16 protein-coding genes are annotated in these 14,497 nt (G+C 70.5%); 11 read left to right on the forward strand and 5 right to left on the reverse strand.

Annotated features, from left to right (window positions below; genetic code table 11):
- Window positions 1–15 precede the first annotated feature (15 nt).
- Window positions 16–1,092, reverse strand: coding sequence for an AI-2E family transporter (locus tag ACIP64_RS20415; RefSeq protein ID WP_401588509.1), 1,077 nt, complete (start codon window positions 1,090–1,092; stop codon window positions 16–18).
- Window positions 1,093–1,227: 135 nt separating this feature from the next.
- Between ACIP64_RS20415 and metG the strand changes: the two genes are divergently transcribed.
- The 4 genes from metG (at window position 1,228) to ACIP64_RS20435 (ending at window position 4,241) form a co-directional block, all read left to right on the forward strand.
- Window positions 1,228–2,955 (forward strand): methionine--tRNA ligase, encoded by a 1,728-nt coding sequence (gene metG, locus ACIP64_RS20420; protein WP_401588512.1) that lies wholly within the window; start codon window positions 1,228–1,230, stop codon window positions 2,953–2,955.
- Window positions 2,955–3,515: a hypothetical protein gene (locus ACIP64_RS20425; RefSeq protein WP_401588514.1), complete on the forward strand. Its 561-nt coding sequence runs from the start codon at window positions 2,955–2,957 to the stop codon at window positions 3,513–3,515. Before metG ends, ACIP64_RS20425 begins: the two co-directional genes overlap by 1 nt.
- A 67-nt stretch (window positions 3,516–3,582) precedes the next feature.
- Window positions 3,583–3,849 carry a hypothetical protein gene (locus tag ACIP64_RS20430; protein WP_401588517.1) on the forward strand — a complete coding sequence of 89 codons (267 nt, stop codon included), beginning with the start codon at window positions 3,583–3,585 and terminating at the stop codon, window positions 3,847–3,849.
- Window positions 3,846–4,241 (forward strand): type II toxin-antitoxin system VapC family toxin, encoded by a 396-nt coding sequence (locus ACIP64_RS20435; RefSeq protein ID WP_401588520.1) that lies wholly within the window; start codon window positions 3,846–3,848, stop codon window positions 4,239–4,241. The genes ACIP64_RS20430 and ACIP64_RS20435 overlap by 4 nt, the downstream gene beginning before the upstream one ends.
- Before the next feature lie 94 nt (window positions 4,242–4,335).
- Here the strand turns inward: ACIP64_RS20435 and aspS are convergent, their stop codons facing one another.
- The gene (aspS, locus tag ACIP64_RS20440) at window positions 4,336–6,114 is read right to left on the reverse strand and encodes an aspartate--tRNA ligase (protein WP_401588522.1); all 1,779 of its coding nucleotides are present in this window, start codon (window positions 6,112–6,114) and stop codon (window positions 4,336–4,338) included.
- 117 nt (window positions 6,115–6,231) lie between these two features.
- On the opposite strand from aspS, the gene ACIP64_RS20445 reads away from it, so the two are divergent.
- The 4 genes from ACIP64_RS20445 (at window position 6,232) to ACIP64_RS20460 (ending at window position 10,378) form a co-directional block, all read left to right on the forward strand.
- Complete coding sequence (locus ACIP64_RS20445; RefSeq protein ID WP_401588871.1) at window positions 6,232–8,334, forward strand: SpoIIE family protein phosphatase; 2,103 nt, start codon at window positions 6,232–6,234, stop codon at window positions 8,332–8,334.
- Between the two features lie 21 nt (window positions 8,335–8,355).
- Window positions 8,356–8,814, forward strand: a complete 459-nt coding sequence (locus tag ACIP64_RS20450; protein ID WP_401588525.1) for an SseB family protein — start codon at window positions 8,356–8,358, stop codon at window positions 8,812–8,814.
- Window positions 8,815–8,948: 134 nt separating this feature from the next.
- The gene (locus ACIP64_RS20455) at window positions 8,949–9,902 is read left to right on the forward strand and encodes a pirin family protein (RefSeq protein ID WP_401588528.1); all 954 of its coding nucleotides are present in this window, start codon (window positions 8,949–8,951) and stop codon (window positions 9,900–9,902) included.
- A gap of 236 nt (window positions 9,903–10,138) precedes the next feature.
- Window positions 10,139–10,378 (forward strand): DUF397 domain-containing protein, encoded by a 240-nt coding sequence (locus tag ACIP64_RS20460; RefSeq protein ID WP_360904782.1) that lies wholly within the window; start codon window positions 10,139–10,141, stop codon window positions 10,376–10,378.
- A 13-nt stretch (window positions 10,379–10,391) separates the two neighbouring features.
- On the opposite strand, the gene ACIP64_RS20465 is transcribed toward ACIP64_RS20460, so the two are convergent.
- On the reverse strand, window positions 10,392–10,883 hold the full coding sequence (locus ACIP64_RS20465; protein ID WP_401588531.1) for an ATP-binding protein: 492 nt from the start codon (window positions 10,881–10,883) through the stop codon (window positions 10,392–10,394).
- Window positions 10,884–11,076: 193 nt separating this feature from the next.
- On the opposite strand from ACIP64_RS20465, the gene ACIP64_RS20470 reads away from it, so the two are divergent.
- Together ACIP64_RS20470 and ACIP64_RS20475 are read left to right on the forward strand one after the other, a co-directional pair.
- On the forward strand, window positions 11,077–11,946 hold the full coding sequence (locus ACIP64_RS20470; protein ID WP_401588534.1) for a helix-turn-helix domain-containing protein: 870 nt from the start codon (window positions 11,077–11,079) through the stop codon (window positions 11,944–11,946).
- A gap of 120 nt (window positions 11,947–12,066) precedes the next feature.
- Window positions 12,067–12,453 carry an STAS domain-containing protein gene (locus tag ACIP64_RS20475; RefSeq protein WP_401588537.1) on the forward strand — a complete coding sequence of 129 codons (387 nt, stop codon included), beginning with the start codon at window positions 12,067–12,069 and terminating at the stop codon, window positions 12,451–12,453.
- Here ACIP64_RS20475 and ACIP64_RS20480 read toward each other — a convergent pair.
- A complete protein-coding gene (locus tag ACIP64_RS20480; RefSeq protein ID WP_401588539.1) occupies window positions 12,450–12,872 on the reverse strand; it encodes a CBS domain-containing protein in 423 nt (140 codons plus the stop codon). The genes ACIP64_RS20475 and ACIP64_RS20480 overlap by 4 nt on opposite strands.
- 121 nt (window positions 12,873–12,993) lie before the next feature.
- On the opposite strand from ACIP64_RS20480, the gene ACIP64_RS20485 reads away from it, so the two are divergent.
- Window positions 12,994–13,263 carry a DUF1876 domain-containing protein gene (locus ACIP64_RS20485; protein ID WP_360904798.1) on the forward strand — a complete coding sequence of 90 codons (270 nt, stop codon included), beginning with the start codon at window positions 12,994–12,996 and terminating at the stop codon, window positions 13,261–13,263.
- 37 nt (window positions 13,264–13,300) lie between these two features.
- On the opposite strand, the gene ACIP64_RS20490 is transcribed toward ACIP64_RS20485, so the two are convergent.
- Window positions 13,301–14,491 carry a magnesium and cobalt transport protein CorA gene (locus tag ACIP64_RS20490; protein ID WP_401588543.1) on the reverse strand — a complete coding sequence of 397 codons (1,191 nt, stop codon included), beginning with the start codon at window positions 14,489–14,491 and terminating at the stop codon, window positions 13,301–13,303.
- Window positions 14,492–14,497: the final 6 nt, after the last annotated feature.

A 14,497-nucleotide genomic window follows, 5' to 3' on the forward strand; every position in this document is an offset into this window, starting at 1 on the left:
TAATAAAAACAACCCCTATCCGGCCGGATGTGACGCGGGCCCTTCGACTTCTGGAGGAACACCCCCGTCGCGGCGCCTCAGTTCGTCCACGGCTCCAAAGGCCGCGGCCGCGATCGGCACCGCCAGCAGCATCCCGAGGATGCCGGCCAGGCTCGCCCCCGCGGTGATCGCGAGCAGCACCACGGCCGGGTGCATGTGGACGGTGCGGCTCTGGATCGTCGGCTGCAGCACGTGCCCCTCCAGCACCTGCACGGCCAGCACGACGCCCAGCGCCCACAGCGCCACCAGCCACCCCCGGTCCGCCAGCGCCACCAGGACCGCCACCGCGCCGGAGATGAACGCCCCCAGATACGGAATGTACGCCCCGACGAAGACGAGCGCGCCCAGTCCCACCGCCCCGGGAACCCGCAGGATCAGCAGCCCGACGGTGATGCACACGGCGTCGATCAGCGCGATCAGCGTCGTCCCCCGCATGAAGCCCTGCACCGCGGCGAACGTGCGATGGGCGATCCGCTCCAGCAGCGGGCCGATGCCGTGCGGGGCCAGCTCGCGCAGCAGGACCGGGAAGCGGCCGCCGTCGCGCAGGAAGAAGAAGGTCAGCAGCAGCGCCAGCACCGCGGTCGCGATGATCTGGCCCACGATGCTGATGCCCGACACCACCCCGGAGGCCGCCTTGGCGCCGTACTTGGTGACGAAGGACTTCAGGCTGTCCACGGTGTCGTCCAGGGTGGGCCCCGACAGGCCCAGCTCCGGCATCACCTTGTGCGCGACGTCCTTCAGCGCGGCCACGATCTGGTCCCCGGAGTGCATGAGGCTCTGCACCACGATGAACGCCGCGCCCGCGCCGAACACCAGCAGGGCCGCGCACGTCAGCGCCGCGGCCAGCGACCGCTGCACCCGCGCCGCCCGCAGCCACCGGTACAGCGGACCCAGCAGGGCGCTGCCCAGCAGGGCCAGCAGGACCGGCGTCACGACCGCCGCGAAGGTGACGACGAGCCAGACCACCAGCGCGCCCACTCCGGCGAGGAGCAGCACGACGGCGCACCACGCGCCCGTCCGTCGCGCGGCGGCCGGCAGGAGGGGCGCGTCCACCCGCCCACCGGATCACGGCCCCGCGATGTCCGCATGCCGGGCACGGCGAACGGGTGGCGCCACGCGGTCGGATACGCTATTGACGGTCCGTAGAGGAAATCCTCACCCACAGTAGCGACTTGGGAGCAGCCGGCAATGGCTCGACACCTCATCACCAGCGCCCTTCCGTACATCAACGGGATCAAGCACCTGGGCAACATGGTGGGGTCCATGCTCCCGGCCGACGTCTACTCCCGTTATCTGCGCCAGCGCGGCCACGAGGTCCTCTACATCTGCGCCACCGACGAGCACGGCACCCCGGCCGAGCTCGCCGCGCAGGAGGCGGGGCTGCCGGTCGCCGAGTTCTGCGCCCAGCAGCACGACGCGCAGAAGGCGGTCTACGACGGCTTCGCGCTCTCCTTCGACTACTTCGGCCGCAGCTCCTCGCAGCAGAACCGGGAGATCACCCAGGCCATCGCCCGGGAGCTCAAGGAGAACGGCTTCATCGAGGAGCGCGCCATCCGCCAGGTCTACTCCCTGGACGACGAGCGCTTCCTGCCCGACCGCTACATCGTCGGCACCTGCCCGCACTGCGGCTACGACAAGGCGCGCGGCGACCAGTGCGAGAACTGCACCCGCGTCCTGGACCCGACCGACCTCATCGAGCCGCGCTCCGCGATCAGCGGCAGCAGCCGGCTGGAGGTCCGCGAGACCAAGCACCTGTTCCTGCTCCAGTCCGAGCTCTCCCACGAGGTCGAGGCCTGGGTCGACGAGCACGGCAAGGACTGGCCGACGCTCGCCTCCTCCATCGCCCGCAAGTGGCTGACCGAGGGCCTCCAGGACCGCGCGATCACCCGCGACCTGGACTGGGGCGTGCCGGTGCCGGCCGACACCTGGCCGGACCTGGCGGCCGAGGGCAAGGTCTTCTACGTCTGGTTCGACGCGCCGATCGAGTACATCGGCGCCACCAAGGAGTGGTCGGACGCCGCCGGCGAGGACGGGACCCGCGACTGGCGCTCCTGGTGGTACGACGTCGACACCGACGTCCGCTACACCGAGTTCATGGCCAAGGACAACGTCCCCTTCCACACCGTGATGTTCCCGGCGACGCTGCTGGGCACCCGCGACAAGTGGAAGAAGGTCGACTACGTCAAGGCCTTCAACTGGCTGACCTACTACGGCGGCAAGTTCTCCACCTCGCAGCGCCGCGGCATCTTCACCGACGCCGCCCTGGAGATCCTGCCCGCCGACTACTGGCGGTACTTCCTCATCGCCAACGCGCCGGAGTCCGACGACACGTCCTTCACCTGGGAGCACTTCGCCGCCTCCGTCAACAAGGACCTCGCCGACACCCTCGGCAATTTCGTCAACCGCGTGCTGTCCTTCTCCCGCAAGCGCTTCGGCGACGAGGTGCCCGCGGGCTCCGCGGCGGGCGAGGCCGAGCAGCGCCTCGGCGCGCAGATCGCCGAACTCCTCGCCGAGTACGAGCGGCACATGGAGGACCTCCAGTTCCGCAAGGCCGCGCAGGCGCTGCGCGCCCTGTGGAGCGCCGGCAACTCCTACCTGGAGGAGAAGGCGCCCTGGCTGGAGATCAAGACAGATCCGGACGGCGCCGCCCTCACCCTGCGCACCGCCATGAACCTCATCCACCTGTACGCGGTGGTCTCCGAGCCCTTCATCCCGGCCTCCGCCGCCGCCATGCGCGGCGCGTTCGCGCTGGCGGACGACACCGCGGTCTGGGTCACCGCCGACGAGGCCCGCGCACTGTCCGCGGTCCCGGCGGGCACCGCCTTCACCGTCCCGCCGGTGCTCTTCGCCAAGATCACCGACGAGGACCTCGACGCCTACCGCGAGCGCTTCGGCGGCCAGCCGGAAGCCGCCTGATGAGCGCGCCGGCGCCCGCCCCGGGCAAGACCCCCAAGTCCCCGTTCCTGCTCCTGCTGTCGGTCGGCCTGACACTGGCGCTGCTGGTCGCGGCCGTCATCGTCACCGTCTCGCTGACGGGCGGGCACGACGCCCGCACGGGCGCCGCCCCGGACGCGGGCGGCGCCTGCCGCGGCAGCAACGTCACCCTCCACACGGTCTCCCAGCGTTTCCGGCTGAAGCTGCCGGACGACGCGAAGGACCTGCACTACCTGGCGCACTCCGGCGGCCTGTCCGGGGAGTACGACCTGGAGATGCGCTTCCGCACCACGGCGGCCGGCCTCCAGCACTTCCTCGCCGGCTCCGGCCTGCCGAAGCTCAGCGGCAACGTGGACGTCCTGCGCACCGGAGTGCCCGAGGCCGACCCCTGCCGCCAGGACGCCGAGGGCCTGCGCCACGCCAGCTACGCCGGCGACCAGGTCGCCGGTGGCGCCGACCACGGCGCCTACGTCCGCGGCGTCGCCGTCGACGACTCCGACCGCGCCCGCCCGGTCGTCGCCCTCATCGCCATGGACACCTGACCCCTCGGGGCCGTCGTCCCATGGGGCGTGCATGCACACATGCATGCACCCGTGCGACACTCTCCCCATGGTTGCTCTTCAGATCCGCGATGTGCCCGAGGACCTGCGTGACCGACTTGCGGCCATAGCGGAGGAACGAGGGCAGTCGCTTCAGGCGTACCTGCTCGACCTCGTCCGCGACGAGGTGCGGCGCAGGGACAACCTGGCCGTCCTCGAGCGGTTCTCGAGGTCCACGTACGGCACGCGGCTTTCCGGAAGCGACGTCACGGACGCGTTGCGTACGGCGCGGGCGGAACGGGACGCGGAGCTCGGAGTGCCGGGCGGCGACGAGTGATCGTCGTCGATGCGTCCGTCTTCGCCTTCTCCCTCCTGGACGACGGCGCGACCGGTGGGCGTTGCCGGAGCGCCCTGGCGGCGGACGACCGCTGGATCGCGCCGCAGCACTGGACGATCGAGGTCATGTCCGTGATCCGCGGCAATCTGCTCGGCGGCAAGATCACGGCCGACCATGCCGCGGACGCGGTGGAGGCACTCCGCGAGCTCGACCCCGTTGTCCCGTTGACCCGGGTTCTGCTGCCCCGTGTGTGGGAACTCCGGGGCGACCTCACCGCGTACGACGCGGCGTACGTGGCCGCCGCGGAGGTGTACGGCTGCCCGCTGCTCACCACCGACGGACGGATGGCCCGGGCCGCCGGGATCCGCTGCGCGGTCGAGGTCGTCGGCTGACCGGTGCGGTGCGGGCCGTCGGACGCCCGAAACGCCGAGGGGCCCGGAACCAACAGGTTCCGGGCCCCTCGGCGTCGATGCGTGCGGCGGGCCGTCAGGCCTTCTTCTCGGGCTTCACGGGGGGTAGCCGCAGCGCGAGGTGCAGCTCGCGCAGCCGGGCCTCGTCGACCTCGCTCGGGGCGCCCATCAGCAGGTCCTGGGCGTTCTGGTTGAGCGGGAAGGCGATGGTCTCGCGGATGTTGGGCTCGTCCGCGAGCAGCATGACCATGCGGTCGACGCCCGGGGCGATGCCGCCGTGCGGCGGGGCGCCGAAGTGGAAGGCGCGGAGCATGCCGCCGAACTCGTGCTCGACGGTCTCACGGGTGTAGCCGGCGATCTCGAACGCCTTGTACATGACGTCCGGTTCGTGGTTCCGGATGGCGCCGGAGGAGAGCTCGACGCCGTTGCAGACGATGTCGTACTGCCACGCAAGGATGTCCAGCGGGTCCTTGGTCTGCAGCGCCTCCAGGCCGCCCTGCGGCATGGAGAACGGGTTGTGGGAGAACTCGATCTGGCCGGTGTCCTCGTTCTTCTCGAACATCGGGAAGTCGACGATCCAGCAGAAGCGGAACACGTCCTCCTCGAACTGCCCGGCCCGCTTGGCGGCCTCGACGCGGACCGCGCTCATGATCTTGGAGACCTCGTCGAACTCGCCGGCGCCGAAGAAGACCGCGTGGCCCGGCTTGGCGTCGACGGCGGCGAGCAGTGCCTTGACGTCGTCCTCGGTGAGGAACTTGGCGATCGGGCCGGTGAGGGAGAGGTCGTCGCCGACCCGCACCCAGGCCAGGCCCTTGGCGCCCTGCTCGACGGCGTAGTCGCCGAGGCCGTCGAAGAACTTGCGCGGCTGGTCGGCGGTGTCCGGCACCGGGAGGGCGCGGACGTGCTTGCCGGCGAAGGCCTTGAAGCCGGAGTCGGCGAACAGGTCGGAGACGTCGACCAGTTCGAGCTTGGCGCGCAGGTCGGGCTTGTCGTTGCCGTACTTCACCATCGACTCGCGGAACGGGATCCGCGGGAACGGCGAGGTGACGTGGCGGCCGCCGCCGAACTCCTCGAAGAGGTCGGTCATGACCTTCTCGATGACGCCGAAGACGTCCTCCTGCTCGACGAAGCTCATCTCGACGTCGAGCTGGTAGAACTCGCCGGGCGAGCGGTCGGCGCGGCTGTCCTCGTCGCGGAAGCAGGGCGCGATCTGGAAGTAGCGGTCGAAGCCCGCGATCATCAGCAGCTGCTTGAACTGCTGCGGGGCCTGCGGGAGCGCGTAGAACTTGCCGGCGTGCACGCGGGAGGGCACCAGGAAGTCGCGCGCGCCCTCGGGGGAGGTCGCCGACAGGATCGGGGTGGCCAGCTCGTTGAAGCCGAGCGCGGTCATCTCGCGGCGCAGGAAGCTGATGACCTGGGTGCGCAGCATGATGTTGCGGTGCATGCGGGCGCGGCGCAGGTCGAGGAAGCGGTTGGTGAGCCGCATCTCCTCGTTGGCGTTGTCCTCGGGGAAGACCGGGAACGGCAGCTGGTCGGCGGCGCCGAGCACCTCCAGCTCGGTGACCTCGACCTCGACCTCGCCGGTGGGCAGATCGGGGTTGACGTTCTCCGCGGTACGGGCGAGCACGCGGCCGTCGACGCGGAGCACGGACTCCTTCGACTGGTGGCTCAGGGCCTCGTACGCGGGCGAGCCCGGTCGGGCGACGAGCTGGACCACGCCGTAGTGGTCACGGAGATCGACGAAGAGGATGCCGCCCAGATCCCGGCGATTGTGCAGCCATCCACTGAGGCGCACTTCCGCGTCTACGTCGGTGGCTCGCAGCTCACCGCAGGTGTGGGACCGGTACCGATGCATCGTTCGTCCAAGTCGTCTGAGTGCGGGGATGAGGCGCACCCAGTCTACGGGCCCGTGCACCCGCGACCCCATTCGTATCAAGGGTGCAAACAAACTTAAAATATGACAATGCTGCCTATGTGCATCGAGGACGTGCTGTCCGCGCTCGGCATCGGCGTATGGCGCTGGGACCTCACCAGCGACCTGGTGGAGCTCGACGCGGTCGGCGCGGGACTGATCGGGCTGGCACCCCGGCCGCAGAAGGTGCGCTCGGGGACGGTCCGCGCCTGCTACGACGCCTGCGACTACGTGGACATGTCGGCGGCGGTGGCCCTGGCGACGGCCGAGGGCACGCCGTCCGAGTCCCTGCTGCGGGTGGTCGGCCCGGACGGGAGCGTGGTGCGCACGGTCGCGCTGCGGACCCGCGGCGTGCACTCCGCCGGCGGGCTGCCGGCGGAGATGGTCGGCACCCTGCACGAGGTGCCCGCGGTACCCGGGGCGCCCCCGGGCGGGGTGAGCACCGCCGTGCGGGAGCCCGCCGACCGGCGGCGGGCCCGCGAGGCCTTCCTCCTGGACGCGGGCCGCGCGCTGGCCGAGGCCGACAGCACGCAGGAGGTGCTGCGGGTCGCCGCCCACCTGTCGATGCCCGGCTTCTCGCCGGACGGGCTGGCGGTCTTCTGCGTACGGGGCGACCATCTGTCGGTCATCGGGCACCACGGGCAGCAGCCCGGCACCGAGACGCCCTTCGTGGAGATGCCGCTGACCACCGACTACCCGGCGGCGGTGGCCGCCCGCACCGGCCAGGCGGTCTACCTGCCGAGCCCCGAGGCGTACGCGGCGGACTTCCCGGCGACCTGGCCGCTGGTGCGGGGCTTCGGCCGGCGCTCCTGGGCCTATCTGCCGCTGGTCGTCGCCGGGCGGTCGATCGGCGCGTGGATGGCCGCCTTCCGCGAGCCCGTCGCCTTCACCCCCGACGAGCGCTCGGTGCTGACCACCGTCGCGCGGATGCTCGCCCAGGCGCTGTCGCGGGCGCAGGTGCACGAGTCGGAGCGCGAGCTCTCCGACGGCCTGCGGCACACGATGCTGCCCACGCGCCGTCCGCACATCGACGGCATGACCGTGACCACGCGCTATGTGCCCACCGGCGGCGGACTGCAGGTCGGCGGCGACTGGTACGACGTGATCGACCTGCCCTCCGGGCGCACCGCGCTGGTCATCGGCGACGTGCAGGGCCACGACGTCCGGGCGGCCGGGCTGATGGGCCAGCTGCGGATCGCGCTGCGGGCGTACGCGGCGGAGGGGCACGGTCCCGACGCGGTGGTGTCGCGCACCTCGCGTTTCCTGGCCGGGCTGACCGGCTGCTCGCGCACCGAGGACGACCGCTTCGCGACGTGCGTGTACATGGAGGTCGACCCGGTGCGCGGCACGCTGGACGTGGTGCGGGCCGGGCACCTGGACCCGGCGGTCCGGCTGCGGGACGGCACCGTGCTGACGCGCCGGACGGCCGGCGGTCTGCCACTGGGCATCGCCCCGGACTCGGACTACCCGACCACCCGCTTCACCCTGGAGCCCGGCGAGACCGTGCTGATCTGCACCGACGGGCTGATCGAGACCGGCGGCCACGACCTGGACAGCGGCTGGGAGCGGCTGCGCCCCGTGCTGGAGTCCGGCCCCGCCGACGATCTGGAGGCGCTGGCCGACGCGATGGTCGGCGCGGTCCACGGGCCCGCCTCCCACCACACGACCGGCCCGCTCGCCGACCGCCGCCAGGACGACATCGCGCTGCTGCTCCTGCGCCGCACCGCCGGTGCGCCGGTCTGCGAGGTGCCGCTGCGCCGCAGTGTGCTCACCGTCTCCCAGACCGACCCCCGGGAGGTCGCGGCGGCCCGCGAGGAGGTCCGCGCGCTCCTGCACGACTGGACGTGTGCCGAGCAGGTCGACGCGGCGGTGCTGCTGGTCTCGGAACTGACCTCCAACGTGCTGCTGCACACGGACGAGGACGCCGCCCTCTCCGCCCAGCTGCGGGGGATGCCGGGCGGCCGGCGGCGGCTGCGGGTGGACGTGCGGGACCGCTGCGACGAGATGCCGCACCTGCGCACGCCCGGGGAGACGGCCTCGTCCGGGCGCGGGTTGCTGCTCGTCCAGGGCCTGGCGGACGCCTGGGGCGTGGATCCGCTGGGTGACGGGAAGTCGATCTGGTTCGAGCTGTACGAGGCGCCCACAGCGCCCACAGCGGGCTAGCGGCCCGATACGCTTGCCCCCGTGTACGGCTACGACCAGAACGCGATGGCGGGTGCCGCGCCCCCGATGGGCGGGGCGCCCATGGGTGGTGCGCCGATGGGCGGGGGGTACCCCGAACCGTCGCCGCCGTCGCTCGCGGACGCGGTGCGCGCGTTCACGACCGGCTCGATGTCGGCCGAGGACTTCCAGGCGGTCTTCGCCACCTCCAAGGTGTACTGCCCGCGCGGTGACAACCCGGGCTTCCTGGCGCTGCACGACACGCAGCAGCCGGTGATCCCGATGTTCTCCTCGCTCAAGCAGCTGCGCCGGTACGCGGGCAAGGAGTCCAAGTACTTCGTCATCACCGGTGCCGAGGTGCTGGACCTGCTGCCGACCGGCTACGGCTTCGTGCTGGACATGGAGGGCGAGCACCGGATGGTGTTCGACGCCAAGGCCGTGGAGCAGATGGTGGAGTTCACGATGCGCCGGATGTACGGCTGACACCTGCGACACCTGTGACACCTGGCCGCCGCCCTCGTGGGGGGCGGTAACCGGACAAACACCCTGGGAATGCTTGCGGGATGTTGCGGGTTCAACTATGTTGAACGTTGAACTAACCGAGGAGGATCCGGACCATGCCCGCAGTGACCGTCGAGAACCCGTTGACCCTGCCGCGTGTCACCGCTCCGGCGGGCGCGAACGCGCGTCGCGCGCTGCAGGTGACGACCGCCCCGAGCGGCTTCGAGGGCGAGGGCTTCCCGGTGCGCCGGGCCTTCGCCGGGATCGACTACAAGAACCTCGACCCGTTCATCATGATGGACCAGATGGGCGAGGTGGAGTACGCGCCGGGCGAGCCCAAGGGCACCCCCTGGCACCCGCACCGCGGCTTCGAGACCGTCACGTACATCATGGACGGCGCCTTCATCCACCAGGACTCGCACGGCGGCGGCGGCACCATCAGCGACGGTGACACCCAGTGGATGACGGCGGGCAGCGGCCTGCTGCACATCGAGACCCCGCCGGAGTCGCTGGTCATGAGCGGCGGTCTCTTCCACGGTCTGCAGCTGTGGGTGAACCTGCCGGCCAAGGACAAGATGATCGCGCCGAAGTACCAGGACATCCGCGGCGGCAACGTCAAGATGCTGGCCTCCGAGGACGGCGGCGCCCTCATCCGGATCATCGCGGGCGACATCGACGGCCACCAGGGCCCGGGCGCCACGCACACCCCGATCACCATGCTGCACGTGTCGGTGAACCCCGGTGCCCGGGTGACGCTGCCCTGGCGCGCGGACTTCAACGCCCTGGCGTACGGCCTGGCCGGCCGTGGCACCGCGGGCCCGGAGAACCGGCCGTTCCGAATGGGGCAGGCCGTGGTCTTCGGACGCGGTGACTCGCTCACCATCGCCGCCGACGAGACCCAGGAATCGCGCAGCCCCAACTTCGAGGTCGTGCTTCTCGGCGGCCTGCCGATCCGCGAGCCGATGATGCAGTACGGCCCGTTCGTGATGAACACCCACGCCGAACTCGCCCAGGCCTTCGAGGACTTCCAGGCGGGCCGGCTCGGCAGGATCCCCGCCGGTCAGGAGTGATCCGGCGCCGTCGCGGCGGCATTTTGCATAACGCGGCCCCGGCCGGGAATCCGATTCCCGTCCGGGGCCGTCGCATACGGTGGGGACAGTTCCGCGCGGCGGGTCGTTGCGGTCTTCGTTGGCTGGTGCATTCACCCTGAGTGACTGCACGTGCACTTGCACGTGCAGATGCACGTGACTTCGATCTCTGGCTATCATCTCCCCTGTCCTGCACGGTACTTAATCTGGAGAGAAGCATGCGCCACACGTACAACGGCATGGCCGCGTCCGATCTCTCCGGAGTGGTGTGGCAGAAGAGCCGGCACAGCAATGCCAACGGACAGTGCGTGGAACTGGCGGCGCTGCCGGGCGGTGGCGTGGCCGTCCGCAATTCACGTTTTCCGGACGGACCGGCGCTGATATACACGAAGGAAGAGATCGAATCCCTCATTCTCGGGATGAAGAACGGGGAGTTCGATCACTTTGTGGCGAACTGACCGCAGACGTCACTTAAAGTGACGCCGCGTCGGCATCCTCCGGCTCCGGCAGTGCGAACAGCGCCCAGACGACCTTGCCGGCCCCGCTCAGCGGGTGCCAGCCCCAGGTCTCGCTGAAGGACTCCACCAGGTGGAGCCCCCGGCCGGACTCCGCGACGAAGTCCGGCGCCTTGGTGACGGGCCCGTGACTGCTGGGATCGCGGACCGCGCAGACTACGCGCGTTGACCACCGCACCAGGCTGAGCCGGACGCACCCCTCCGTGGGCTCCTCGGGCAGCGCGTAGCGCAGGGCGTTGGTGACCAGTTCCGAGGCGACGAGTTCCACGCCGTCCTGAAGTGCGTCCAGATTCCATGAGCGCAGGGTGGACCGGGTGAACCGGCGCGCGTCACCGACCGCCTCATAGCGCGGCGGAAGCGGGCATGAGGTGGCGCTCGACGACGAAAGCCGCTCGGGGGCCAGCCCATTCCATAACGGCTGCAGTCCCGTCGAGCTATCGGTCCACATGCGCACCACCCGGTATCGGCACGTACGTCATCGTCCCGTACGGCCGCTGGACGATGCAAGGGGCGGATGCACGTGCATTTGCATGCTGCGATACAGGTGGGGCGGAAGTGACGATCGAGAGTGACCGATCGCGTACTCAACGCAGTGCAAAGGTGGCACACTGCTGGATGCCACGGGGAGAAGGTAGGCGGAGATGACCACAGTTCAGTCGGGAAGCGGATCCATGGTGCGCCGCATCCTCCTGGGCTCGCAGCTGCGCAGGCTGCGCGAATCCAAGGGCATCACCCGTGAGGCCGCCGGCTGGTCCATCCGTGCGTCCGAGTCGAAGATCAGCCGGATGGAGCTCGGGCGCGTGAGCTTCAAGGAGCGCGACGTGGCCGATCTGCTCACGCTCTACGGGATCTCCGACGACGCCGAGCGCTCCACGCTGCTCGGGCTGGTCCGCGAGGCCAACATCGCCGGCTGGTGGCACGGCTTCGGCGACGTCCTGCCCTCCTGGTTCCAGACGTACGTGGGCCTGGAGGAGTCGGCCGCACGCATCCGCAGCTTCGAGAGCCAGTTCGTGCACGGCCTGCTCCAGGCCGACGAGTACAGCCGCGCCGTCATCGAGCTGGGCCGTCCGGGGGCGCCGGCCGAGGAGATCGAGCGCCGGCTGGACCTGCGGCACAAGCGGCAGAAGCTGCTCACCAGTGAGAACGCCCCGGCAATCGTCGCGGTGATGGACGAGGCGGTGGTGCGGCGCAGTTTCGGGGGCGCCGAGGTCATGCGCGCCCAGTTGCGGCATCTCGTGGAGGTGTCCCACCAGCCGAATGTCACGGTGCAGCTGCTGCCGCTGGAGTTCACCGGCTATTCGGCGGGCGCGAGCGGCACCTTCACGCAGCTGACTTTCCCGGAATCGGATGTCTCCGATGTCGTCTATGTCGAGCAATTGACCGGTGCCATGTACATCGACAAGCGGGACGAAGTGGACCAGTACCACGTCGTGATGGAGAAGCTGTGCTCGGACAGCCTCTCGCCGCAGGCCACACGGGACCGGCTGAACGGCATCCTCCACGCGATGTGACCGCCCCGCGGTTTCCCCGAACGAGCGGGTATTTCACGGGTTTTCTTGCATTTCACCCGATCGAGTGAAGTGATCCTTGACATGCCGATCAGTTCATCGGCCCGGTGATCTCATGCTCCGGTGGACCGGTACCTGCGCACCTACGAACGCAACGGGTGCCTCGTGGTGGAACTCAGCGGGGAGATCGACGTCGAGGCGGCGGTGGCGATCACCCCGGTCCTCGACGAGCTCACCCAGGCTCCCGGCCCGTCCCTGGTGATCGACCTCGGCCGGGTCCGCTTCATCGACTGCTCGGGGATCTCGGTGCTGTGCCGGGCCCGCCGGCGCGTCCTCTCCCACGGCGGGGCCGTCCAGCTCGTCTGCGCCCGCCCCATGACGTTGCGCATCCTGCGCGCCACCGGGCTCATGAGCGCCTTCCGGCCGGTCGCGGACCTCGACGCGGCGCTGGCGCGCCTGCGCACCGACCCGCAGGGCCCGCCGGAGAGCGCCCCCGGTCCCGCGGTCTAGTCGGCGCAGATCGCCGTGACGAACTCGGCGACGCGCTCCTTCTCCAGGTGGCGGGCGATGTCCGCCTCGCTGATCATGCCGATCAGCCGGTGCGCGGGGTGGTCGATGACCGGGAGCCGGCGGACCCTGGCCTCCTCCATCACTTCGAGGATCCGGTCCACCTCCTCGTCGCCCTCGATGATCTCCGGCCGTCCCTGGGCGAGTTCGCCGCAGGTCACCTCGGACGGGTCGCGCCCCTCCGCGACGCACTTCAGCACGATGTCCCGGTCGGTGACGATGCCGACCAGGACGTCGTCGTCCCCGCAGATCGGCAGGGCACCGACCCCCTGCTCGCTCATGATCCGGGCCGCGTCGGCCAGGTTCTCGCGCTCACCGATGCACATGGCGCCGGGATGCATGATGTCCAGGGCCGTGGTCATGACGGCGCCTCCTCCATGGCGTAAGTCGCCTCTTCCTTGCGTCCATCGTCACCCTGGTGGAGCAGTTCCGCGAGAGGGCGCACCCTGGAAGGGACACCGGGGACCGCAGGAGGTGCACGTCATGCAGACCCTCGTCGGATGGCACATCGAGATGGACTTCCATGAGGAAGGGGCCAGGACCAAGGCCGCGGCGCTGCTCCGCCTCCCGGACGGCACGGAGGTCAGGTCGCACGGCCACGCCAACCGCCATCCCGCCGACCCCTCCCAGGACCGGGTCGGCGAGGAACTCGCCGCCGCGCGGGCGCTGAACGATCTGGCCCGGCAGCTGCTGGGGAAGGCGGCGCACGAGATCGAGGAGGTCACCCACATCTCGGCGCACCCGCGGATCTGACCGCGGACCCGGCCGCCGGCCGGTCGGCCACGGCCCGTCAGAGCCAGTCGCGCCGCTTGAACACCAGGTAGAGGCTGACGCAGACCACGCCCATCAGCACGATCGCGAAGGGGTAGCCGAGCAGCCAGTGCAGCTCGGGCATGTGGTCGAAGTTCATGCCGTAGATCGTGCCGACGAGCGTGGGCGCGAACAGGATGGCGGCCCATGAGGAGATCCTCTTGATCTCCTCGTTCTGCGCGAAGCCCGCTTCCGCCAGCGCCCGCATCTCGGCGTTCTGCTGCTGGGCGACGAGCGTGGCGTTGAGCGTCAGCAGGTCGCCGAGCGCCTGGCGGAAGCCGTCGACGCGCTCGATGGTGTGGGTGACGTGGTCGGCGACGTCGCGCAGGTAGCGCTGGAGCTCCTCGCCGGTGCCGTACTTCTCGAAGCCCGCCTGGAGCCCCTCCAGCATCGGGGTGAGCGGCCGGGTGGCGCGCTGGAACTCCAGCACCTCCTGGGAGAGCTCGTAGATCCGGCGGGAGACCTGCGGGTCCCCGCCGAAGACCTGGATCTCGCTCTCCTCCATGTCCTTCTCGACACCCGCCACGACCGGCGCGTAACCGTCGACGACCGTGTCGAGTATCGCGTAGAGCACGGCCTCGGGGCCGAGCGTGAGCAGCTCGGGGTTGCTCTCCATGCGGCGGCGCACCGCGGACAGGTCGGGCGCCGAGCCGTGCCGCACGGTCAGTACGAAGCCGGGGCCGACGAAGATGTGCAGCTCCGCGAAGTCGACCTCCTCGGGGAGGTCCAGATAGCGCGCCGCGCGCAGCACGACGAACAGGGTGTCCCCGTACCGCTCCAGCTTGGGGCGCTGGTGGGCCTGGATGGCGTCCTCCAGCGCGAGCGGGTGCAGGTCGAACTCCTTGGCCAGCGAGACCAGCTCGGCCTCGGTCGGCCGGAACAGCCCGATCCACGCCATCGCGCCCGGTTCGGCGCGCAGTTGCGCGTACGCCTCGGCGAGGGAGGACGGGGTCGCGATGCGGCGGCCGCCGCGGTAGAGGCCGGCGTCCATGACGCTGCTGACCGCCACCCCGCCGGCGTCGGGCGACTCGGGCTCCAGGGACACGTGCTCCGCGCCGGAGGGCGGCGCGGGCTGCGGCGTGGGACGGGCGTGCTTGGCCGCCCTCGCCCTCGCCCGCTCCTTCGCCGAGTTCCTCAGCGCGCGCAGGGTCCGCAGACGACGTCCTGACACGGGCCA

Source organism: Streptomyces sp. NPDC088733 (assembly GCF_044751185.1).
In the GTDB taxonomy this organism is placed as follows: Bacteria; Actinomycetota; Actinomycetes; order Streptomycetales; family Streptomycetaceae; genus Actinacidiphila.